Source organism: Sulfitobacter sp. UBA1132, from assembly GCF_002311545.1.
Lineage (GTDB): Bacteria > Pseudomonadota > Alphaproteobacteria > Rhodobacterales > Rhodobacteraceae > Sulfitobacter > Sulfitobacter pontiacus.
In genome coordinates this window covers 256,203-275,312 of the sequence record NZ_DCAN01000011.1, presented here as the reverse complement: position 1 = coordinate 275,312, position 19,110 = coordinate 256,203, and the positions used below count along the sequence as shown (strand labels likewise).

The window sequence follows — 19,110 nt, the reverse complement described above, 5'->3', positions numbered from 1 at the left end:
ATGCTGAAGACTCTCACCCTTTACGATCGCGCGACCGGCTGGATCACCGCGCAAGACTGGCTGCTGCCCACATTGGCGCGGTTTTTGTTCGCCGCGGTGCTGACGCAGTATTTCTTTACCTCTGGCCTGACGAAGCTTGACGGTCTGTTCACGCTGAGCACCGGTGCCTATGTCCAGATCTTCCCCCGCGCGTTCGAGGCGGCGGGCTATGACGCGACCGCGCTGTCGGCGTGGCACGGGCTGGTGGCCTATGCGGGGACGCTGGCGGAGTTCGTGCTGCCCGCGTTGATCGTGCTGGGGCTGTTCACACGGTTTGCGGCCTTGGGGATGATCGGCTTTGTGGTGCTGCAATCGCTTACGGATCTATACGGCCACGGGCAGTGGAGCGCGCTTGGCCAGTGGTTTGACCGCCTGCCGGACGGGACCATTCTGGACCAGCGCGGGCTTTGGGTGCTGCTGCTGGTGGTGCTGGTGGTCAAGGGCGGCGGGCCGGTTGCGCTGGATCGCGTCTTGCTGGCGCGCCGCCGCTGAGGGTTACTGCGCGGCTTTGACCTTTGCCTCTGTCGCGTCCTTCCAGCCGAGGAACAGATCCTCCCCCACCGCGATCAGGGGGCGTTTCATCAAGGCGGGATGGGCCGCGAGCAATTCCAGCGGATCGGCACCGCGCGCCGCCTCGTCCAGACCGCGCCATGTTGTCGAACGGGTGTTGACCAGCGCCGCGCCGAATTGCGCGTGGGCGCGGGCCAGCACGTCGGCGGGGACACCGTCCTTGCGCACATCGACGAGCTGCGCGTCGGGCAGTGCCTTGATCGCCTTGCGGCAGGTATCGCAGTTTTTCAGACCGTAGATCAGCATTCTCACCTCACTTTTTTGGGGTTTCATATGTCCTAAGATAATCGGGCAGCGCAAAATTTCTTGATTTCCGGCGCAGGTGAACAACCTTTTATCGCGTAAGGCGGCGAAAGCAATTTTTCGACGCTGTGACAGCGATTAATGAGGAGCGTTGAGAAATGCCAACGGGTACAGTCAAATGGTTTAACACCACCAAAGGATACGGGTTCATCGCGCCGGAGGGCGGCGGATCGGATGTGTTTGTCCATATCTCTGCGGTGGAACGGTCGGGGCTGACCGGACTGGCGGACGAGCAGAAAGTGTCCTTCGAGATGTCCGAGGGCCGCGATGGCCGTCAGATGGCGACGGATCTGGAACTGCTGTAGAAAAGCCCGATGCCCAAGGGACACCGGGTTTTCTGGTCGTCATGCGGGCATCGGCACGCGGGGCTGCGGCTTAGCGGCAGCCCTTTTCCCCCGGCACGCAGGAATAGGTGACGGGACGCGGCGTATAGTGCCGTACCTTGTGCTTTTTCGGCGCGGGGTGCGCCATCATCTGCTGGTAGCTGGTGCTGGTGTTCGGCGTGCCGCAGCAGATCACACCGGAAATGGTGATCGGCTGGAGCCCTGCGGGGCAATAGTTGGCCGAGGACGGGTAGGCATAGATCTTGGGCTCTGCCGAGACCTGCGCGGGCAGCAGAACCGCGCCCATCAGACCCAATCCGGCCATCATTCCTGTTGTTAGACGCATAATATCCCTCGTTATTTTCAATTTCCCTTAATTTGCCCAGTGTCAGCGGCCAAGTCTAGCCTTTTTGCCCCCCAGGGGTGTGTTGCTGGTACGGCGCACCGGCAGAGGCGCGGGCTGCGGAGCGGCGCTCGGGTTACCCATGGGTAACTTAAGTAATTGTTATTGCTGGTTTATTTTTGGTTAGACTGGCGTGCGGTGGGGGGCGTTCGCTGGTGTGAGGCGTGGTCCGGCAAAGCCGGATTGAACAGTCCAGTGGACTGTTCAAAGTGCCGAACGCGGAATGCGCAAGCATTTCGCATGGGAGTTATGAGGTGACCTAAATCCGGACCGCCACGCCCAAACCGAGGGGTGGGAAGCGAAGTGCCTGCTCCGTGTGGGGGTAAGGCATGGTTGGGGCGCAGCCCCAATCAATCCTTCCGGGGGAAGAATTGAAATGTCGAACGCGGATTTCGCGAGAAATGCGCCGGGGAGTTATGGGGTGTAATCAATCGGAACCGCCGCGCCCGAACCGAGGGGTGGAAGCGAAGCGCCTGCTCCGCGAAGGCAAGCCTTCGCTCTGTCGGTGACGCGGATGCTTTGCATCCGCTGACCCGCTCCGTGTGTGGGGGTGAGAGACGGTCCGGCGAAGCCGGATTGAACAGTCCAGTGGACTGTTCAAAGTCTCGAACGCGGAATGCGCAAGCATTTCGCCGGGGAGTTATGAGGTGACCTAAACAGGGACCGCCGCGCCCGAACCGAGGGGTGGGAAGCAAAGCGCCCGCCCCGTGGGGGCGGTTCGGGCGCTGCCCAATCGGAGATTGGGCAATGGGTCAGTTTTGGATCTGTCTCTCGCTAAATGAATCTATTAAGAAATCGCAGAATGCAAAGGTAAGGTTTACTACTAGTACCGCATGCCGTCTTGCAGGCTTATGCCGAGCAACGTGGCGGTCGCCTGATTTATTCGCTATTTCGTAAAATCCGGTAACCAAAGTAGAGAGGCCATTTAAAAGAGGCCTTAAAGAATCCTCAGTCATAGATGATTGGTCCATGTTTGATGCTATAGCCAAGGCCTTATAGAGTTTTTTGATATCACCTTCAGTGTCCTTGAATTCCACACCTTGTTTTTCGAGCGAGAGTTTCAGAAAGCCTTCAATAACAGTGTAGCAAATCGTAATTGCACCATCGAAATCATTAGACTCTATTCGTGCCCTCGCTTTGGTCACTCTCTCTTCAAGGATCGGATGAGTTAGCAGCAACTTTGTTGGTGAATTACCAAACACTAACTTGTTTGGCACGACCTGAAAGAAGATTGGCCCAGGGACGTGATCGTTTCCGTTATAGAAGCCAGGCCGGTAATCTTTGTTCAGTTTGTAGCCGTCTTGAGCTAAAATTTTGGAAAACTGAAAAGCAATATTTTCGGCGTGCTTTTCATTTTCGTCTAGTGAGTTAAATGCTTCCTCAATCACATCTTTCAGCCGTTGCTGTCCGTTCATTGTGGTCAGCTTTTCCCGCACGAAAATATGTCGAGACGGAAAACCTGCGCCGTACAGATCCATCTCGCCATGACCGTTGAAGAAATTTACCAATTGCGGGCCTGAACGATATTCAGAAACCTGCGAATCTCCAGAAATAATACCGACCAAAAATTCGATCGCCTTATTACCTATCTTCACCCATCAATCACTCCAATAAACTCCCGCCATTCCCCTTTAGACATACCGCTATTCTCCTGCGTGACCTCCTCACCCTTCACCATCCGGCGGATACACTCAAGAGCTGTATTGGACATGGCTGCACCACCTAGACGGTAATCCTCGAAGGCGCGGTAGGCGGCGGGGACCCAGTCGGCGACGACGTTGCAGATGGCATCGGCATAGACGCGGATCTCGTATTGGGCGTGGGCATCGGCGCGCAGACGCAGGAAGTGGAACAGGTTGTGCAGGTCCACCTTCCAGTACCATTGCGTGTAGATGTTCGACGGCAGATTCATCCGCGCCAGCTCTCGTGCCAGACCGTCCTGCGGTTCTCCGTCGGGGCCGGTTTCGGCGATCATCGCCTCGTAATTGTCATAGGCGCGGTTGCTGTCGGACTTGAGGATTTCGAGCACACGGGCGGCCTCGGCCCCTTCCAGCACACCGCCGCGGCCCTGATTGTTCACCACGCTTTGGGCGTTCACATGGGACGGCTCGGGGATGTAGAATTCGCGGTCCAGGATCGAATAGCGGGCGGAGTATTCGTTGACGTTGGCGGTGCGGTGGCGGATCCACTGGCGCGCGACAAAGACGGGCAGTTTAACGTGGAGCTTGATCTCGCACATCTCGAAGGGGGTGGAGTGCCAGTGGCGCATCAGGTAGCGGATCAGCCCTTCGTCGTTCTGCACCGATTTCGTGCCGCGCCCATAGCTGACACGGGCCGCCTGACAGATCGCCGCATCGTCGCCCATATAGTCGATGACGCGCACAAAGCCGTGGTCGAGCACGGGAATGGCCTTGTAGAGATGGGTCTCCATCCCTTCGGAGACGGCGCGCAGGGTCTGTTTCGGCTCTGCCCGCAGAGCGTCGATTTCGGCTTGTTGGTCGGGGTTGATCGGCATGGGGGGCGTCCTGTCATATGGGCGTGGATTCGGGGTCTACTATATCTGCGGCAGCAGGCCACCGGAACCGCCATATGCGGTATTGTTTTTGGGTAGCACTTTGGCGGCAAATGCGTGTGAGGCAAGGTGGAGCGTTGACAGCAGGGCGCGCGATTGGCGACTGTCGCGGCAATCAACAAGAAATTTTCGAGGCAGACAGTTATGAAATTTGGGACATCAGCGCTGGCGCTGTGCGTATTTTTGGCAGCATGTGGCAGTGGCACGCCGTTTAACGGCGAGACGGAGGCAGATACGGGCACGGGTACCGACGGGAGCACGGGTGCCAGTGCCATTCCCGAAGAACTGGCGAACGACCTCAAGAGCTTTAGCTATGATCCGGCGTCCCAGACGCTGTCGATCACGGGTATCACCGCAGATGATAGCGAGTTCACCGCCAATTATCGCCGCCGCCCCGGCTTGGACCGCAACGGATATGAAGCCTACACCGCGCAGGACGGATCGCTGGACCGCCACGTCACCGCGTATGTGAAGGACATCGATGGCACCCGTGCGGCTGTGGTGATGACCGGCGGGCAATTCGAGCAGGTCTTTTCGGGCGCGGCCTATAGCAGCACATCCTATTCCGCGCCGGTCGCACCGGGCACGCAATCCCAGGGCGGGCTGGTGACCTATGCGGGGAATTACATCGGGTTGCTGAACGGCGCCGGGTCCGGGGAAGATCTGGCACCGGTTGCAGACGGGACTAACCCCGACACCCTGTCGCGTCAGGCCGCCGAAGTGACGGGCAAAGTGGTTCTGACCGGCGACTTCACCGACGCGGCGGTTGCAGGGATCATCTATGATCGCAAGGTGACCGACTTTGATACAGACGGTGCCTACGATCCCAACTCCGCCACCCCTTTCGAGGCGCAGAACATCGCGCTGGACAGCACTGGCATCGCGGACGACGGCTCTTTCTTCGGGACTGCGTCACAGTCTAACGGCGCGGTCGGCGAATACGGCGGTATTTTCGGGGGCACGGGCGCCACGGAAGTTGCTGGTGTGATCCATGCCGAGAACCACATTGCGCTGGGCGGATCGGGCACACCGATCGAGTATGGCGCGTTTGTCCTGACCCAATGCGGCCAACCCGGTGAAGACGCGATCTGCGATCAGCCCGAGCGATAGAGCGGCTGTATCGTGTCTTTCGCCAATTGCGCCATCGGCTGTGCAGTGGCCGGGCTCTGCCTGCTGAACAGTGATCCTGTCGCGGCAGAGCAGTCGGTCGCGTTGTCCCTGCCAGAGGCCCGATCATTGGCGGTCCATGCGCTGAAGGGTGAACGCCCTGCTCTGGCGTCGCAAATCGCGCGAGGGTTGCTGATCGCGGACCCGCATTCGGCGTATGCGCACTATGTTCTGGCCACAGCGCATGCAGATATGGGGCACGGAACGGATGGGCGAAAGTCTGCGGCCCGCGCCTACCGCTATGCAGACAACAGGGTACAGAAGTTTCAGGCCGCGGAACTGGCAGCACGGCTGACCTTTGCAGAAGGGCACCCGACCCTCACTCAGCTTTGGCTTAGACGTGCCGTTCAAAATGCCCCGACCCCGGAGATAGAAGAGCAGCTTGCGCGTGACTATGCCCGTGTGCGGCGTGAAAATCCGTTTCGCTTCTCCATTACAGGCGGGGTGAAGCCCTCTAGCAATGTCAACAATGGTGCTGACACCGCACAGCAGGTGATCGACGGCTTGCCATTTACCGGGCGGCTTAGCGGATCGGCGCAGGCCCTATCGGGTATCGTCGGTACCGTCGACGCGGTCGTCGGCTACCGTTTGCGGAGCACGCAAAAGATGCGGACGGATCTTTCGGGTCGCCTGTTTGTACAACGTGTGGCGCTTGATAGCGGGTCGCATGATTTGGCACCTGAAGCACGTAACGGTGATTTCGGAGCAACCTATGCAGATGTTTCACTTCGGCAGTCCTTCGCGGTCGGCGCGGCGGGCGGAAGCGCCGATGTAACCGGATCGCTTGGCGAATACTGGTCAGGAGGCGACCGCAGCTATTCATTCATGCGTGTTGGCGTCGGTCGCCGCTGGCAGCTGTCTGCTTCGACTTCGGTCTCCATGGGCGCGACGCTAGAAAAACGGTTTAGTGAACGAATTAGTTACTTTGACAGTAACACCGTGTCCCTGATTGTAGGGTCCCAACACAAGCTCGCTTGGGGTGATGGTATCGGCGTTTCCGTCAATCTACGCGAGACCGACAGCGACTTCGTCAACTATGCCTCGCAAGCCGCGTCCCTGCGGTTAAGCTATAGCTTCGCCGATCAAATCGGTCCGGCGGTTGTGAACGCAGGCTTAACCTTGGGAAAAACCGACTACGACACCTATTTTGCGGTTTTCGATGTCCCCGGTGGCAAGCAAGACTACGCAACCTATGCTGACGTTAACATCATGTTACCCGATGTGGACTATGCGGGGTTTGCGCCCAGTGTGACTTTACGCGCCGGACGGACGCGATCCAATGTCAGCCGGTTCGAAACGAGCGAGTTTTCCGTCTCGTTGGGATTTCAGTCAAAATTCTGACATCCGCTGGCAACCGCCGCCAGCCGTGCTACCCTGCAGGTCGAAGACGAAAGCAAAGGAGCCAACCCATGCCGATCAAATATTTGCACACGATGGTGCGCGTCAAGGATCTGGAGAAATCGCAAGCCTTCTACGAGCTGCTGGGCCTGAAAGAGCGCCGCCGGATCGACAATGAGGATGGGCGGTTTTCGCTGATTTTCATGTGCCCTCCCGGGCAGGACGACGGCCATGCGGATGTGGAGCTGACCTATAACTGGGACGGCGATGATGCGCTGCCCGATGACAGCCGTCATTTCGGGCACCTCGCCTATACCGTTGAAAACATTTATGAAACCTGCAAGATGCTGCAAGAGAACGGGATCGCGATCAACCGTCCTCCGCGCGACGGGTATATGGCGTTCATCCGGTCGCCCGACAATGTGTCGGTCGAATTGCTGCAAGAAGGGGACCGGCTGGAGCCGCAGGAACCCTGGGCCAGCATGGAAAACACCGGCCATTGGTAAGCCGATGATCCGGGCGACCTTCCTTGCCACTGCGCTGGGCGTCGCACCCGCGGCCCTTGCGGCGGCGGAGTGTCGGCTGGCGCTGCTGCTGGCGATGGATGTGTCCAGTTCGGTTGATGCGGTCGAGGACCGTTTGCAGCGTGGCGGCACCGCCGCCGCGTTGCTGTCGGACCCGGTGCGGCGGGCGTTTTTCGCCAGCGATCTGCCGGTAGCGCTGGCCGTCTATGAATGGTCGGGGCGCTATAACCAGCAGATGGTGCTGGACTGGCAGATGATAGACTCGCCCGAGGATCTGACGCGCGCGGCGGGCGTGGTGGCGGGCAGCCAGCGCAGTCATAATGATTTCCCCACGGCCATGGGCTATGCGTTGGGGTTTGGTGCGGCGGTCATGGCGCGGGCACCGCGGTGTTTATACAAGACAATTGATCTGGCGGGGGATGGTCAGAATAACGAAGGTTTTGGCCCGCCGCTGGCTTACCGGTCGTTTGATTTTGACGATGTGACGGTCAACGGGCTGGTGGTGAATGCCGCCGATTTCGAGGCCGAGACAGGGCTGATCGCCTTTTACAAACGCGAGGTTTTGCACGGCCCCGGCGCGTTTCTGGTGATCGCCAACGGGTTCGAGGATTTTGAACGCGCCATGCGGATCAAGCTGGAACGCGAGCTGACGCCCCCTGCGATTGGCAGCCTGCCCGTGGTCGAGGACGCGGGATGATCCGCGCCGGGGTTGCGGCCCTTGTCGGCGCAACGCTTTGGGCGTCGGCTGGCGTGGCGGAGTGTCGGCAGGCCTTGGCCTTGGGGCTGGATGTGTCGGGGTCCGTCGATGCGCGGGAGTACCGCTTGCAATTGGACGGGGTTGCCGGGGCCCTGGACGATCCGGCGGTGCGCGCGGCGATCCTGTCGGCACCGGAGGCACCGGTGTCCCTGTTGGTCTATGAGTGGAGCGGCCCGACAGACCAGCGCGTTATTGCCCCGTGGCGGTCGATCAGTGATGCCGCCGCCCTGCAAGAGCTGATTGACGGGCTGCGACAGGTTGAGCGCGCGGCCGCGTCGCCCGGCACCGCGCTTGGCGTGGCGGTGGCGGCGGGGGCGGCCTATCTGGCGCAGCGGCCTGCATGTTTGAAGCACACGCTTGATATCTCGGGCGACGGGATATCCAACCTTGGACCCCGCCCCCGTGACGTGAAACGACAGCTTGCGGGGCGTGATCTGACGGTGAACGCGCTGGTGGTCGAAGCGACGGAGGAGGGTAGCACGCTGACGGGGTATTTCATGGCAGAGGTGATCACCGGCCCCGGTGCCTTTGCCCTGCCCGCTGCGGGGTTTGATGCCTATCAATCTGCAATGACCACCAAGCTGCTGCGCGAGCTGGCGGTGCTGTCGCTGGCGCAACTGGCTGACGAAGCCCCGCCCGCTCTGCGCGGTCAGTAGATATAGCGGATCTGGTCCGTCCAGTAGCGTTCCATCCGCTTGAGCGCGCGGGTGATGTCATCCATGCCCGATGCGCCCAGCGCGCCCTTGTGCATCAGCCCGCTGGCGTGGCGACCAAACAGGTCTGACACGACGCCGCTGATGTGACGCCCCTTGCCGGTCAGCCGCACCCGAACCGAGCGGCGGTCGATCTGGCAGCGCTGGTGGTGCATATAGCCCATATCCACCAGTTTTTTCAGGTTATAGCTGACGTTGCTGCCCTGATAGTAGCCGCGGCTTTTCAACTCTCCGGCAGTGACTTCATTGTCGCCGATGTTGAACAGCAGCAGCGCCTGCACGGCGTTGATGTCCAGCACGCCGACGCGTTCGAATTCATCCTTGATCACGTCCAGCAACAGGCGGTGCAGCCGTTCAACCAGCCCGAGCGCATCGAGGTAGCTTTGCATGAATCCCGCCTCTGACGGGGGGATGGGGATGGGGTTTTGGATACTCATATTCAACTCCGACATTGCGATTGGGGCGGAAGCTGAAGATAAAAATAAAATATATCGTTAAACCGGACGGATGTCGGCGCGCGGGGGCCGACATCCGCAGGGGAAACCGCGCCTAAAGCGGGTTTGCAGCCAGATGAGTCTGGATGTCCGCGATCAGCGCGGCAAAGGGTTCGGGTGCAGGTGTTTGCCCCGTAACCCATTGATAAAGATCGTGATCATTCTCGCTTAGCATGTCGTCATAGAGCGACAATGCCGCGTCATCCATCGTCGCGAGACGGGTTGCAGCATAAGAAGGTAAAATGAGATCCATTTCCTTAATACCTCGCCGCATGGAGCGCATATGCAGACGTTTGACCTTGTGTTCGTGCAGCTCAGCCATGGGTGTTCCCTTTGAAAATCCGGCGTAGTTTCTTTTCGAGACGGCCCATTTGTTCGGCCCGTTTCAACAGATCGGCGCGCATGTCGCGCAGTTCGATCAATGCTTCTTTGATATTGGCGTCGGTGGCGGCTGTGTCATCGGGGGCGTCGATGCCTTCGCCCTCGCCGTTGATCAGCCACATCATCGACACGCCCAAGACCCCGGCGAGCGTGGACAGGCGGTTGGCGCGGGGTTCGGACAGGTCGTCTTCCCAGCCGCGCAGGGTGGATTGCTTGATCCCCAACCGCTTGGCGAGCGCGGCTTGCGTCATATCCGCGTTCTCGCGCGCGGCGGCGACCCGGTCGCCAAAGGTTGCCACGTCGGATGCGTACCAGTCTTCGTTCTCGGCCATTGCGTCTCTCCTGTTTGGACCGATCTGGCTTGATCGGTGCGGGGGTGCGCCCTATGAGGGTGCTGCACACATATCAAACTGAGGCCGAAATGGAACTGCTGTCCAAGACCCTTGCGCGCGTAAAACCGTCGCCCACCATCGCCGTGACCCAAAAAGCTGCCGAGCTGAAGGCCGCAGGCAAGGATGTGATCGGGCTGGGTGCCGGAGAGCCGGATTTCGACACGCCGCAGAACATCAAGGATGCCGGTATCGCCGCGATCACCGCAGGCAAGACCAAATATACTGCCGTGGACGGTATCCCCGAGCTGAAGCAGGCGATCTGCGCCAAGTTCAAGCGTGACAACGGGCTGGACTATACGCCGTCTCAGGTCAGCGTCGGCACGGGTGGCAAGCAGATCCTGTACAACGCGCTGATGGCCACGATGAACCCCGGTGAAGAGGTCGTAATCCCTGCGCCCTATTGGGTCAGCTACCCCGATATGGTGCTGCTGGCCGGTGGCACGCCGGTGATTGCCCCCGCGACGCTGGAGAATGATTTCAAGCTGACCCCGGAGGCGTTGGAAGAGGCGATCACGCCCAATACGAAATGGTTCATCTTCAACTCGCCCTCGAACCCCACAGGCGCGGGCTATAGCTGGGATGAGCTGAAGGCGTTGACCGACGTGCTGATGCGTCACCCCCATGTCTGGGTGATGACCGATGATATGTATGAACATCTGGCCTATGATGATTTCAAATTCTGCACCCCCGCGCAGGTGGAGCCCGCGCTGTATGACCGCACGTTGACGGTCAACGGTGTGTCCAAAGCCTATGCCATGACCGGCTGGCGCATCGGCTATGCCGCGGGGCCGGAAAAGCTGATCGGCGCGATGCGCAAGGTACAGTCGCAATCCACGTCGAACCCCTGCACCGTCAGCCAATGGGCCGCGGTGGAGGCGTTGAACGGCACGCAGGATTACATCGCCGAGAACAACAAGATGTTCACCCGCCGTCGCAATCTGGTAGTGGATATGCTGAGCGAGATCGACGGCATCGTCTGCCCCAAGCCAGTGGGCGCGTTCTATGTCTATCCGTCCATCGCAGGGTTGATCGGCAAGACCACCCCGTCGGGCGTCACCATCACCGATGACGAGGTTTTCGCCACCGCGCTGCTGGAAGACACCGGCGTTGCCGTCGTCTTTGGCGCGGCCTTTGGCCTGAGCCCGAACTTCCGCATCAGCTATGCCACCTCGGACGAGGCGCTGAAAGAAGCCTGCACTCGTTTGCAGCAGTTCTGCGCCGCGCTGAGCTAAGCCAGACCGTAAAGGAGCCCCCATGGCGAGCGACCTGCCAGAGTATTACTTTCGCGTGCGCGAGAATGGCGCGGCGGTGTTTCGCGTGGATGCAGAGAACCGTCAGCGGCGGATCGAGATGGACCAGATCGCCGTTGTGAACATCCGCAACGGCGAGATCAAACCCCAAGGCGATCGCGTGCTGTCGGACGGCGATCTGGAGCGTATCCGCCAGTGGATGACCGAGCGCGCACAGGTGCTGGCGCAGCGCGACATCGACGATATCCACCGTGCGGTGGATTATCTGAACCTGACAACGCAGTGGGTGCAGTCAAAGGCCACGGACGACCAGCTTGATGCCGTCACGGACGCGCTGCTGTTGGCGATGCATGATCTGCGCAGCACGTTGGTGCGCAAGAAGGCCGACCGGCTGCCCTAGGCGGCTGCCGGTCAGGAAGCGGTGTTACGCGGCTGCGGGGTCTGTTGGCCCCAGACGTTTCAGCACGCTGCCCCAGAAGCGCGCGTTCAGCAGGATCGCCGCCACGCCAAGGCCAAAGACCAGCCCGAGCCAGACGCCGACCCCTTCAAGATCGAAGACAAAGCCCAGCAGATACGACGCGGGCATGCCCACGATCCAATAGCTGAAGCCCGCAAGGAGCATCGGCACGGTGGTGTCCTGCACCCCGCGCAGAATGCCCAAGGCCACGGCCTGCGCGCCATCGACAAGCTGGAAAAGTGACGCCATCGCCAGCAGCCCCACCCCGATCACAAGGATCTGGTCACGCGCGGGTTCGTCACGTTGCATGAACAGGTTGATCAGCGGTTCGGGCCACATCACGAAGACAAAGATCGTCAACACTGCGACCAGCGCCGACATCACCGTCGCGGTGATCGCGCCACGTGCCAGATGCGCCGGATCGCGGCGGCCATAGGCATTGCCTGCGCGGATCGTGGCCACGTTGCTGATACCGAGGTGCACCATAAAGGTGATCGACGCCAGTTGCAGCGCGATGCCGTGGGCAGCCAGTGCCACAGTGCCCAGCCAACCCATCATGACGGCGCTGGCCGCAAAGAGCCCGACCTCGCTGAGCCCTGTGAAGCCGATGGGCAGGCCAAGGCGGAAAACACGGGCCAACATCTCGAAATCGGGGCGCCAGAGGCGGACAAACATCTGGTGTTGCGGCATTTTCCACAGCACATAGATCACCACGGCGACCAGCGACACGCTGTGCGACGTGACAGAGGCAATGGCCGCACCGCGCACGCCAAGCTCTGGCGCGCCCCAATTGCCGAAGATGAACGCATAGTTGGCCAGTACGTTCGCGACGCCCGCCAGCAGCGTGATCCACAGCACGACCTGTGTGCGTTCCAGCGCGGCGAGGTAGCTTTTGAGCACCATGACCATCAGCGCGGGGAAGATGCCCCAAGCAGCGATGAACAGATAGCCGTCCACCATATCGGCCAGCGCCTGATCCTGCCCCATCAACGCCATGATCGGCCGCGACCAGATCATCAGCGGCAGCGCCAGCACGGCAAAGCCCATCGACAGCCACATGCCCATACGGGTGGCGCGGCGCAGGCCGACCTCGTCGCCTTCGGCGTCAAAGGCCGCGACCAGCGGCATCACGCCCCATGCAAAGCCCGATCCAAAGATCAGCAGCACGAAGAAATAGGTGCTGGCGAGGGTGACAGCGGCCAGCGCCTCTACGCTGTACCAGCCCGCCATGACCGTATCGGAGACCCCGATCGCGATCTGCCCCAGATGCCCGCCTACAAGCGGAAGCCCCATCACGGTGATGGCTCGGGCGTGGCCCGGATATGTCATTTGCTGTGTCATGCGCCTTTCCTACGCCGCCCCGCCCGCAAGGGGAAGAGCCGATGACCTAGGGGAAGCCAGCGCGGCCGTCTGCGTGGTCGGGCGGGCTTGCACCCTGCGGCTGGCCGCGCCACAGTCGCGACACCGAAGTTGGGAGGATACCGCCTTGCACAACCGCATCGATCTGCTGCGCCCCGACGCGCCAGCGCTGGCGCAGCGCGGCCCCCATCCCGTCGGCGTGACCACCCTGACCGCCCCTGTGTCCGACACGCGCCAGTTGACGCTAGAGGTCTGGTATCCGGCGGCGAAAGGCACGGGTGCGGGGACGTCCTATGCCACCTTGCTGCGCGACGGGGTGACGCCGACTGTCTTGCACGGGTCGGCCTGCCGCGAGGCTTTTGTCGCCACGGGATTTTCAGCGCCGCTGATCGTGATCTCGCACGGGTATCCCGGCAACCGCTTTTTGCTGAGCCATCTGGCGGAATCCCTTGCGCGCCAAGGCTTTGTCGTGGCGGCACCGGATCACGCGGGCAGTACCTATGAGGATCAGCAAGCCTTCGGGGTGACGTTGCTGAACCGTCCGCTGGACCAGCGCGCGGTGATTGACGCGATGGAGGCGCTGACGGGCCCTTTGGGCGATCTGGTGGATTGTCGCCGTGTCGGGCTGATCGGCTATTCCATGGGCGGCTACGGGGCGATGATCTTTGGCGGGGCGGGTCTGGCCGAGACGGCGTTGCAGCATCCGCGCGCGCCCGAGGGCGGCAGCCTTGCGCGGCATCTTGCGGGGTCAAAGACCCACGCCGCCCTGCGCGACCCGCGGCTGTGCGCGATCATGCCCATCGGCCCTTGGGGCAACGGGCAGGCGATGTGGGATGCCGATGGGCTGGCGCAGATGGACACGCCGCTGTTCATGATGGCCGGCACCGTCGATGATGTATCAGACTATGCCGCGATGCGCCGCCTTTTCACCGGCTGCGCCAGCGACCGCTATTTGTTAAGCTTTATCAACGCGGGCCATAATGCCGCCGCGCCGATCCCTGCCCCGCTGGAAAGCTGGGCGCATTCGGATCTGCTGGGGTGGGCACCGTTCCAGCACTATGCCGATCCGGTCTGGGACACGCTGCGCATGAACAACATCGCGCAACATTATGCGGCGGCCTTTATGGGGATGCATCTGCGCGGTGACGACACCGCAGGGAGGCTGGATGGGGCTGACTGGCCCGGTTTCGCCCCGGGCTCCGCCGCAGGGCTGCGGCTGGAGCATTTGCCCGCCGGCCCCGCCCCGGACAAACCGAAAAGGAAAATGACATGACCGCCCATTGGACCGAAACCCGCCAGATCAACGGCAATCCTTTCTTTATCCGCCACTGGGGCGATGAAGACGCGCCCAAGCTGCTGATGCTGCACGGCTTTCCCGAGTATTCGGGCGCGTGGAACGATCTGGCCCCGCTGCTGGCCAAGCGGTTCCATTGCATTGCCCCCGACCAGCGCGGCTATGGGCAAAGCTGGCGACCCGCCGAGGTAGAGCAGTATAAGACATCGAAGCTGGTGTCGGATATGGCGGCGTTGATCGGGGACGACCCCGTGATCCTGCTGGGCCATGACTGGGGGGCCTCTGTCGCCTATGCGTTGACCATCGGGCGGCCTGATCTGGTGTCGAAGCTGATCATCATGAACGGCGTCCACCCCGCCCCCTTCCAGCGCGAGCTTGCCAAGGGGGGCGCGCAGACCGATGCGTCGCAATACATCCATTTCCTGCGCCGTGAGGGATCAGAGGATATTCTGGCCGCGGATGATTTCGACAAGTTGATGGGGCTGTTTTCAGCGCATATGGATATGAGCTGGCTAGAGGGCGAGACGCTGGCGGGCTACAAGGACGCCTGGCGCGATGCGGCGGGGCTGCGCGGGATGGTGAACTGGTATCGCGCCTCACCGCTGAAACTGGGGGCCGAGGGCGAGGCGATTGATGATGCACTCAGCTTTGATCCGGCGCGGTTGCAGGTCCGCTGCCCGCATCTGCTGGTCTGGGGCACCGATGATACCGCGCTGCTGCCCGAGACGACCCGCGGGCTTGAGGACTACGCCCCCGACCTGACCCGCGTCCCCATCGAGGGCGCGGATCACTGGCTGCACCACCAAAAACCGCAAGAGGTGGCGGAGGCCATTCTGAACTGGCTTTAGGCCACGCCTGCCCCGTCCCGCACGTTATTTACGGGCGCGGGCGGGCGCGGGTAAAGACCATTTTCTGCTGGTGCAGATCGGCAGGATCGCCCATCCACGCATAGGCCAGAAGCGCCGGTTCATGATCGCCCACGGTGATGCGGTGCAGATGTTCGGGCGGGTTAAAGATCATGGATCCGGGGACATAGACGCCCTGATGGTTCTCGGACACCGCGCCGGACAGACAGACGTAGCTTTCGGTGATCCCCTTATGGGCATGGGCGGGATAGGTGCAGCCCGGCGCGAAGAGCACCACGCCCAGAATGATATCATGGCTGACCACCGGCCCCTGCGCCCCTGCCAGTTCGGCATAGGCATAGCTGTTGGTCAGCCCCTTGGGGACTTTCTCGTAGCCGTATTGCCAGCTGAGGTCATGGGCCACGGCATCCAGCGCCCGGACCGCGGGGGCCAAGGCCCCCTGCTTGCCCTCGTCCAGCGCGCGGCGCAGATGGGCGGTGACGGGTTTTTCCGCACGCGGCTGCAACCGCAGTTCGGCATTGCCCCGCAGCAGCCTTGCGATGGCCTCGCGCGCCTTGCGTTGATGGCTTTTGATCCGGTCGCTGCCCCCCGCGGGCAGGTAGCGATAAAGCTCGTCACATTCCTGCATCATATAGCGCCAGTCGGGCACATCGCGCAGGGTGGTGGGGGCAGCGGTGTCAAACGTCATGGCAAGCCTTCCAACGGTTTCCTGCCCCGATGATAGCAAAGGCACAGCCGCAGGAAACACCGCATTGCGACGTCATCCGCCCTTCCCCCGACCATAGCGCTCTGGCATAGTGGGAGGCTCAACAAAAGCAACAGACAGGCAGGCCCCTACATGTCCGATCTTCTTTCCGGTGCGCAGAGCAACGCCAAGGAATATGATGCCTCTTCGATCCAGGTTCTTGAGGATATGGAGCACGTGCGCCTGCGCCCCGGCATGTACATCGGGGGCAAGGATGATCGCGCGCTGCACCATATGGTCGCGGAAATCATCGATAACTCGATGGACGAAGCGGTGGCGGGCCATGCCACCTGGATTGAACTGGAACTGCATGAAAACGGCCATGTCACCGTGCGTGACAACGGGCGCGGCATCCCCACCGATCCGCACCCCAAAGACCCCAGCAAATCGGCGCTGGAGATCATTTTTTGCACACTGAACGCGGGCGGCAAATTCTCGGGCGATTCGTACGAGACCTCGGGCGGTCTGCACGGTGTGGGGTCGTCCGTGGTCAACGCGCTGTCGGATCACCTGCGGGTCGAGGTCGCGCGCAACCGCGAGCTGTTCGCGATGGAGTTTTCGCGCGGCATCCCCCAAGGCAAGCTTGAAAAGATCGGCGCGGCCCCGAACCGGCGCGGCACGGCTGTCACCTTCCACCCCGATGCAGAGATCTTTGGCCCGCTCAAGCTCAAGCCCGCGCGGCTGTTCGCGATGGCGCGGTCCAAGGCCTATCTGTTTTCCGGCGTCGAAATCCGCTGGAAATGCGGCCAGCAGGACGGCGACACCCCGCAAGAGGCGACGTTCCACTTCCCCGGCGGCCTGTCGGATTATCTGAACGAAACGCTGAAAGGGTCGACGACCTACGCCGAGCATCCCTTTGGCGGCACCGTCGACTTCCGCGAGAAATTCAACGCACCGGGCAAGGTCGAATGGGCGATCAACTGGACGCCGTCGCGCGATGGCTTCATCCAGTCCTATTGTAACACCATCCCCACCCCCGAAGGCGGCACTCACGAGGCGGGCTTCTGGTCCGCGATCCTGAAAGGCGTCAAAGCCTATGGCGAGCTGGTCGGCAACAAGAAGGCCGGCACCATCACCCGCGACGATCTGATCACCGGTGGCTGTGCGCTGGTGTCCTGCTTTATCCGCGAGCCTGAATTCGTTGGCCAGACCAAGGACCGTCTGGCGACGGTGGACGCGCAGCGCATGGTGGAAAACGCCGTGCGCGACCACTTTGACAACTGGCTGGCGGCGGATACCAAAAGCGCGGGTGCGATCCTTGATTTCCTTGTACTGCGCGCCGAAGAACGCCTGCGCCGCCGTCAGGAAAAAGAGACCGCGCGCAAGACCGCCACGAAAAAGCTGCGCCTGCCCGGCAAGCTGACCGACTGTACCTCCAAGACCCGCGAAGGCACCGAGCTGTTCATCGTGGAGGGCGATTCCGCTGGTGGGTCCGGCAAGGGCGCGCGCAACCGGAACACGCAAGCCTTGCTGCCGCTGAAGGGCAAGATCCTCAACGTGTTGGGGGCCGCGTCGAGCAAGCTGAACACCAATGCCGAGATCAACGATCTATGCGAGGCGCTTGGCGTCGGGATGGGCACGAAGTTCAACCTTGATGACCTGCGCTATGACAAGATCATCATCATGACCGACGCGGATGTCGACGGGGCCCATATCGCGGCGCTGCTGATGACGTTCTTCTACACCCAGATGCGCCCGATGATCGACGCCGGGCACCTCTACCTCGCCTGTCCTCCGCTTTACCGTCTGACCCAAGGGGCCAAGCGCGTCTATGTGGCGGATGATGCGGAAAAGGACATGTGGCTTGAGAAAGGCCTGGGCGGCAAAGGCAAGATCGATCTGCAACGCTTCAAGGGTCTGGGCGAGATGGACGCGAAAGACCTGAAAGAGACCACGATGGACCCCACCACCCGCAAGCTGATCCGCGTCACCGTCGACGAAGAGATGCCCGGAGAGACCGGCGATCTGGTCGAGCGTCTGATGGGGAAGAAGCCCGAGCTGCGCTACCAGTATATTCAGGAGAACGCCCAGTTTGTGGAGGAGCTGGATGTTTGATTGGGGGTGATACCCTTCCATTTCGGAACTTGAACCGAAATGGAAGGCTAAGGGGTTATGCAGCGGCTTTCAAAACGCCTGATAGCTGCTGCTGTTCATTTGAACCAAACATTTCTGACTTCTTGAGTTCCGTGAGCCCAACTTTTTTAATTGCGCTCAGAAAAGCCTTGTAACTATCTTGTTCCCGTAGGCTGCAAGCCATAACAACTCTCCCGTACATAAAAACCTAACTCGGCATACTATGTGTCAGTTAGCAATTTGCTAACAAATAGCCATGATCCAACCATTTTGATATCCGAAAAGTGACCAAATTTAGTCATTTCCTCTGAAAAATTGCGGAACAAATCCAGATCAACTGGACTTCGGAAGTGGATTTTGACGTGCGGGCATACCAAGTCTCGATCACTTAAAGCCAAAACTGATTCGAATATTGAAGCTAGCAGGCGTGCATAATCATCGGCGCTATAGCTCCCTAAGTCATACTTTGGAGCAAGGATTAGGTTTCTAACACGCAAAACTCGACCGCTGAAGCGCGGAATGAAAGCGCGGTTCACAAAGCACACAGCGTGGTGCTCCCCTGCAGCATCTACATGGGCATATACGCCGTTCCATCGTTCACCTGAACAAATCTCAATCTGTTCCCCTAAGAGCGGAATAGTAGCTGGCATATATGAAGAAAAATCTTCATCGAAATCGTGACACTGTTTTGCCCACTCCTCTAACAGATGTGCCCATGATCCGTCGTCGTGTAGAAGTTGCTTCATTCTTAACCTTTCCCAAAAGCGCTCAATCTATGCGGAAACAGCGTAAGCATAAAATACAACTTAAGCGATAGTCCCCCGTGGCTTTAATTGAAACCCGCATTCTTTTCTTTGACAAAGTGCGTCTACGATCACTTGTTGCTCGTCTAATAAATGGTCTAATTGACAAATCTTACTCGACGGTTAACGACGAATTCATGCCCCCTCGATGTTGACGCATCCCTCCAGCCTCAAACTGTCCCCCGGACAGTTTGCAAGACGGCCTCCGCCCCAGGGTCAGGCGCGGCCCTTAACATCTGTTCCGCAGGATATCTGCTCCGCCCGTTCGCCCCTGAAACCTTCCCTCG

At 60.4% G+C, this 19,110-nt stretch carries 22 protein-coding genes; 12 read left to right on the top strand and 10 right to left on the bottom strand.

Translation table 11 applies throughout. From position 1 onward, the window contains the following. Nucleotides 1–531, top strand: coding sequence for a DoxX family protein (locus B4F27_RS08940; RefSeq protein ID WP_132996877.1), 531 nt, complete (start codon nucleotides 1–3; stop codon nucleotides 529–531). A gap of 3 nt (nucleotides 532–534) precedes the next feature. On the opposite strand, the gene B4F27_RS08935 is transcribed toward B4F27_RS08940, so the two are convergent. After that, complete coding sequence (locus B4F27_RS08935) at nucleotides 535–855, bottom strand: arsenate reductase family protein (protein ID WP_286759473.1); 321 nt, start codon at nucleotides 853–855, stop codon at nucleotides 535–537. Between the two features lie 155 nt (nucleotides 856–1,010). Between B4F27_RS08935 and B4F27_RS08930 the strand changes: the two genes are divergently transcribed. Beyond that, a complete protein-coding gene (locus tag B4F27_RS08930; protein WP_005852411.1) occupies nucleotides 1,011–1,217 on the top strand; it encodes a cold-shock protein in 207 nt (68 codons plus the stop codon). Between the two features lie 70 nt (nucleotides 1,218–1,287). On the opposite strand, the gene B4F27_RS08925 is transcribed toward B4F27_RS08930, so the two are convergent. The 3 genes from B4F27_RS08925 to thyX all read right to left on the bottom strand — a co-directional run bounded on the left by B4F27_RS08925 (nucleotide 1,288) and on the right by thyX (nucleotide 4,153). After that, complete coding sequence (locus B4F27_RS08925; RefSeq protein ID WP_235183766.1) at nucleotides 1,288–1,581, bottom strand: hypothetical protein; 294 nt, start codon at nucleotides 1,579–1,581, stop codon at nucleotides 1,288–1,290. 809 nt (nucleotides 1,582–2,390) lie between these two features. Next, nucleotides 2,391–3,233, bottom strand: a complete 843-nt coding sequence (locus B4F27_RS08920) for an abortive infection family protein (RefSeq protein ID WP_286759472.1) — start codon at nucleotides 3,231–3,233, stop codon at nucleotides 2,391–2,393. Then, entirely contained in the window at nucleotides 3,230–4,153 is a 924-nt protein-coding gene (thyX, locus tag B4F27_RS08915) for an FAD-dependent thymidylate synthase (protein WP_286759471.1), read from the bottom strand. Before thyX ends, B4F27_RS08920 begins: the two co-directional genes overlap by 4 nt. A gap of 201 nt (nucleotides 4,154–4,354) precedes the next feature. On the opposite strand from thyX, the gene B4F27_RS08910 reads away from it, so the two are divergent. The 5 genes from B4F27_RS08910 to B4F27_RS08890 all read left to right on the top strand — a co-directional run bounded on the left by B4F27_RS08910 (nucleotide 4,355) and on the right by B4F27_RS08890 (nucleotide 8,652). After that, nucleotides 4,355–5,320, top strand: coding sequence for a thymidylate synthase (locus tag B4F27_RS08910; RefSeq protein ID WP_286759470.1), 966 nt, complete (start codon nucleotides 4,355–4,357; stop codon nucleotides 5,318–5,320). Nucleotides 5,321–5,446: 126 nt separating this feature from the next. Further along, the gene (locus B4F27_RS08905; protein WP_286759469.1) at nucleotides 5,447–6,718 is read left to right on the top strand and encodes a tetratricopeptide repeat protein; all 1,272 of its coding nucleotides are present in this window, start codon (nucleotides 5,447–5,449) and stop codon (nucleotides 6,716–6,718) included. A 68-nt stretch (nucleotides 6,719–6,786) separates the two neighbouring features. Next, on the top strand, nucleotides 6,787–7,221 hold the full coding sequence (locus B4F27_RS08900; protein ID WP_286759468.1) for a VOC family protein: 435 nt from the start codon (nucleotides 6,787–6,789) through the stop codon (nucleotides 7,219–7,221). A 4-nt stretch (nucleotides 7,222–7,225) separates the two neighbouring features. Continuing rightward, nucleotides 7,226–7,936 (top strand): DUF1194 domain-containing protein, encoded by a 711-nt coding sequence (locus B4F27_RS08895; RefSeq protein WP_286759467.1) that lies wholly within the window; start codon nucleotides 7,226–7,228, stop codon nucleotides 7,934–7,936. Beyond that, nucleotides 7,933–8,652: a DUF1194 domain-containing protein gene (locus B4F27_RS08890; RefSeq protein ID WP_286759466.1), complete on the top strand. Its 720-nt coding sequence runs from the start codon at nucleotides 7,933–7,935 to the stop codon at nucleotides 8,650–8,652. Before B4F27_RS08895 ends, B4F27_RS08890 begins: the two co-directional genes overlap by 4 nt. Here B4F27_RS08890 and B4F27_RS08885 read toward each other — a convergent pair. The 3 genes from B4F27_RS08885 to B4F27_RS08875 all read right to left on the bottom strand — a co-directional run bounded on the left by B4F27_RS08885 (nucleotide 8,646) and on the right by B4F27_RS08875 (nucleotide 9,916). Continuing rightward, nucleotides 8,646–9,146, bottom strand: coding sequence for a MarR family winged helix-turn-helix transcriptional regulator (locus B4F27_RS08885; RefSeq protein ID WP_037943810.1), 501 nt, complete (start codon nucleotides 9,144–9,146; stop codon nucleotides 8,646–8,648). The genes B4F27_RS08890 and B4F27_RS08885 overlap by 7 nt on opposite strands. Before the next feature lie 112 nt (nucleotides 9,147–9,258). Next, complete coding sequence (locus B4F27_RS08880) at nucleotides 9,259–9,525, bottom strand: succinate dehydrogenase assembly factor 2 (RefSeq protein ID WP_074635579.1); 267 nt, start codon at nucleotides 9,523–9,525, stop codon at nucleotides 9,259–9,261. Beyond that, on the bottom strand, nucleotides 9,518–9,916 hold the full coding sequence (locus tag B4F27_RS08875; RefSeq protein WP_005852388.1) for a helix-turn-helix domain-containing protein: 399 nt from the start codon (nucleotides 9,914–9,916) through the stop codon (nucleotides 9,518–9,520). The genes B4F27_RS08880 and B4F27_RS08875 overlap by 8 nt, the downstream gene beginning before the upstream one ends. Before the next feature lie 89 nt (nucleotides 9,917–10,005). Here B4F27_RS08875 and B4F27_RS08870 point away from each other — a divergent pair, with 89 nt between their 5' ends. Then, the gene (locus B4F27_RS08870) at nucleotides 10,006–11,208 is read left to right on the top strand and encodes a pyridoxal phosphate-dependent aminotransferase (protein ID WP_286759465.1); all 1,203 of its coding nucleotides are present in this window, start codon (nucleotides 10,006–10,008) and stop codon (nucleotides 11,206–11,208) included. Nucleotides 11,209–11,230: 22 nt separating this feature from the next. Continuing rightward, a complete protein-coding gene (locus B4F27_RS08865; RefSeq protein WP_005852384.1) occupies nucleotides 11,231–11,626 on the top strand; it encodes a hypothetical protein in 396 nt (131 codons plus the stop codon). Between the two features lie 24 nt (nucleotides 11,627–11,650). On the opposite strand, the gene B4F27_RS08860 is transcribed toward B4F27_RS08865, so the two are convergent. After that, nucleotides 11,651–13,024, bottom strand: a complete 1,374-nt coding sequence (locus B4F27_RS08860; protein ID WP_037963072.1) for an MATE family efflux transporter — start codon at nucleotides 13,022–13,024, stop codon at nucleotides 11,651–11,653. A gap of 145 nt (nucleotides 13,025–13,169) precedes the next feature. On the opposite strand from B4F27_RS08860, the gene B4F27_RS08855 reads away from it, so the two are divergent. Then, a complete protein-coding gene (locus tag B4F27_RS08855) occupies nucleotides 13,170–14,315 on the top strand; it encodes an alpha/beta hydrolase family protein (protein ID WP_286759464.1) in 1,146 nt (381 codons plus the stop codon). Beyond that, nucleotides 14,312–15,184: an alpha/beta fold hydrolase gene (locus B4F27_RS08850; protein WP_286759463.1), complete on the top strand. Its 873-nt coding sequence runs from the start codon at nucleotides 14,312–14,314 to the stop codon at nucleotides 15,182–15,184. Before B4F27_RS08855 ends, B4F27_RS08850 begins: the two co-directional genes overlap by 4 nt. 28 nt (nucleotides 15,185–15,212) lie before the next feature. Here the strand turns inward: B4F27_RS08850 and B4F27_RS08845 are convergent, their stop codons facing one another. Beyond that, nucleotides 15,213–15,890: a dimethylsulfonioproprionate lyase family protein gene (locus tag B4F27_RS08845; protein ID WP_286759462.1), complete on the bottom strand. Its 678-nt coding sequence runs from the start codon at nucleotides 15,888–15,890 to the stop codon at nucleotides 15,213–15,215. 150 nt (nucleotides 15,891–16,040) lie between these two features. Here B4F27_RS08845 and B4F27_RS08840 point away from each other — a divergent pair, with 150 nt between their 5' ends. After that, nucleotides 16,041–18,002: a DNA gyrase/topoisomerase IV subunit B gene (locus B4F27_RS08840; RefSeq protein ID WP_286759461.1), complete on the top strand. Its 1,962-nt coding sequence runs from the start codon at nucleotides 16,041–16,043 to the stop codon at nucleotides 18,000–18,002. Between the two features lie 239 nt (nucleotides 18,003–18,241). On the opposite strand, the gene B4F27_RS08835 is transcribed toward B4F27_RS08840, so the two are convergent. Continuing rightward, complete coding sequence (locus B4F27_RS08835; protein WP_146152946.1) at nucleotides 18,242–18,766, bottom strand: hypothetical protein; 525 nt, start codon at nucleotides 18,764–18,766, stop codon at nucleotides 18,242–18,244. Nucleotides 18,767–19,110: the final 344 nt, after the last annotated feature.

Coding starts and splice junctions, on each gene's coding strand:
- B4F27_RS08880 (WP_074635579.1), bottom strand. CDS start 9,525: ATGGCTGAGCTGCACGAACACAAGGTCAAACGTCTGCATATGCGCTCC.
- B4F27_RS08840 (WP_286759461.1), top strand. CDS start 16,041: ATGTCCGATCTTCTTTCCGGTGCGCAGAGCAACGCCAAGGAATATGAT.
- B4F27_RS08885 (WP_037943810.1), bottom strand. CDS start 9,146: ATGAGTATCCAAAACCCCATCCCCATCCCCCCGTCAGAGGCGGGATTC.
- B4F27_RS08930 (WP_005852411.1), top strand. CDS start 1,011: ATGCCAACGGGTACAGTCAAATGGTTTAACACCACCAAAGGATACGGG.
- B4F27_RS08845 (WP_286759462.1), bottom strand. CDS start 15,890: ATGACGTTTGACACCGCTGCCCCCACCACCCTGCGCGATGTGCCCGAC.
- B4F27_RS08910 (WP_286759470.1), top strand. CDS start 4,355: ATGAAATTTGGGACATCAGCGCTGGCGCTGTGCGTATTTTTGGCAGCA.
- B4F27_RS08875 (WP_005852388.1), bottom strand. CDS start 9,916: ATGGCCGAGAACGAAGACTGGTACGCATCCGACGTGGCAACCTTTGGC.
- thyX (WP_286759471.1), bottom strand. CDS start 4,153: ATGCCGATCAACCCCGACCAACAAGCCGAAATCGACGCTCTGCGGGCA.
- B4F27_RS08860 (WP_037963072.1), bottom strand. CDS start 13,024: ATGACACAGCAAATGACATATCCGGGCCACGCCCGAGCCATCACCGTG.
- B4F27_RS08890 (WP_286759466.1), top strand. CDS start 7,933: ATGATCCGCGCCGGGGTTGCGGCCCTTGTCGGCGCAACGCTTTGGGCG.
- B4F27_RS08940 (WP_132996877.1), top strand. CDS start 1: ATGCTGAAGACTCTCACCCTTTACGATCGCGCGACCGGCTGGATCACC.
- B4F27_RS08865 (WP_005852384.1), top strand. CDS start 11,231: ATGGCGAGCGACCTGCCAGAGTATTACTTTCGCGTGCGCGAGAATGGC.
- B4F27_RS08895 (WP_286759467.1), top strand. CDS start 7,226: ATGATCCGGGCGACCTTCCTTGCCACTGCGCTGGGCGTCGCACCCGCG.
- B4F27_RS08900 (WP_286759468.1), top strand. CDS start 6,787: ATGCCGATCAAATATTTGCACACGATGGTGCGCGTCAAGGATCTGGAG.
- B4F27_RS08935 (WP_286759473.1), bottom strand. CDS start 855: ATGCTGATCTACGGTCTGAAAAACTGCGATACCTGCCGCAAGGCGATC.
- B4F27_RS08925 (WP_235183766.1), bottom strand. CDS start 1,581: ATGCGTCTAACAACAGGAATGATGGCCGGATTGGGTCTGATGGGCGCG.
- B4F27_RS08870 (WP_286759465.1), top strand. CDS start 10,006: ATGGAACTGCTGTCCAAGACCCTTGCGCGCGTAAAACCGTCGCCCACC.
- B4F27_RS08835 (WP_146152946.1), bottom strand. CDS start 18,766: ATGAAGCAACTTCTACACGACGACGGATCATGGGCACATCTGTTAGAG.
- B4F27_RS08850 (WP_286759463.1), top strand. CDS start 14,312: ATGACCGCCCATTGGACCGAAACCCGCCAGATCAACGGCAATCCTTTC.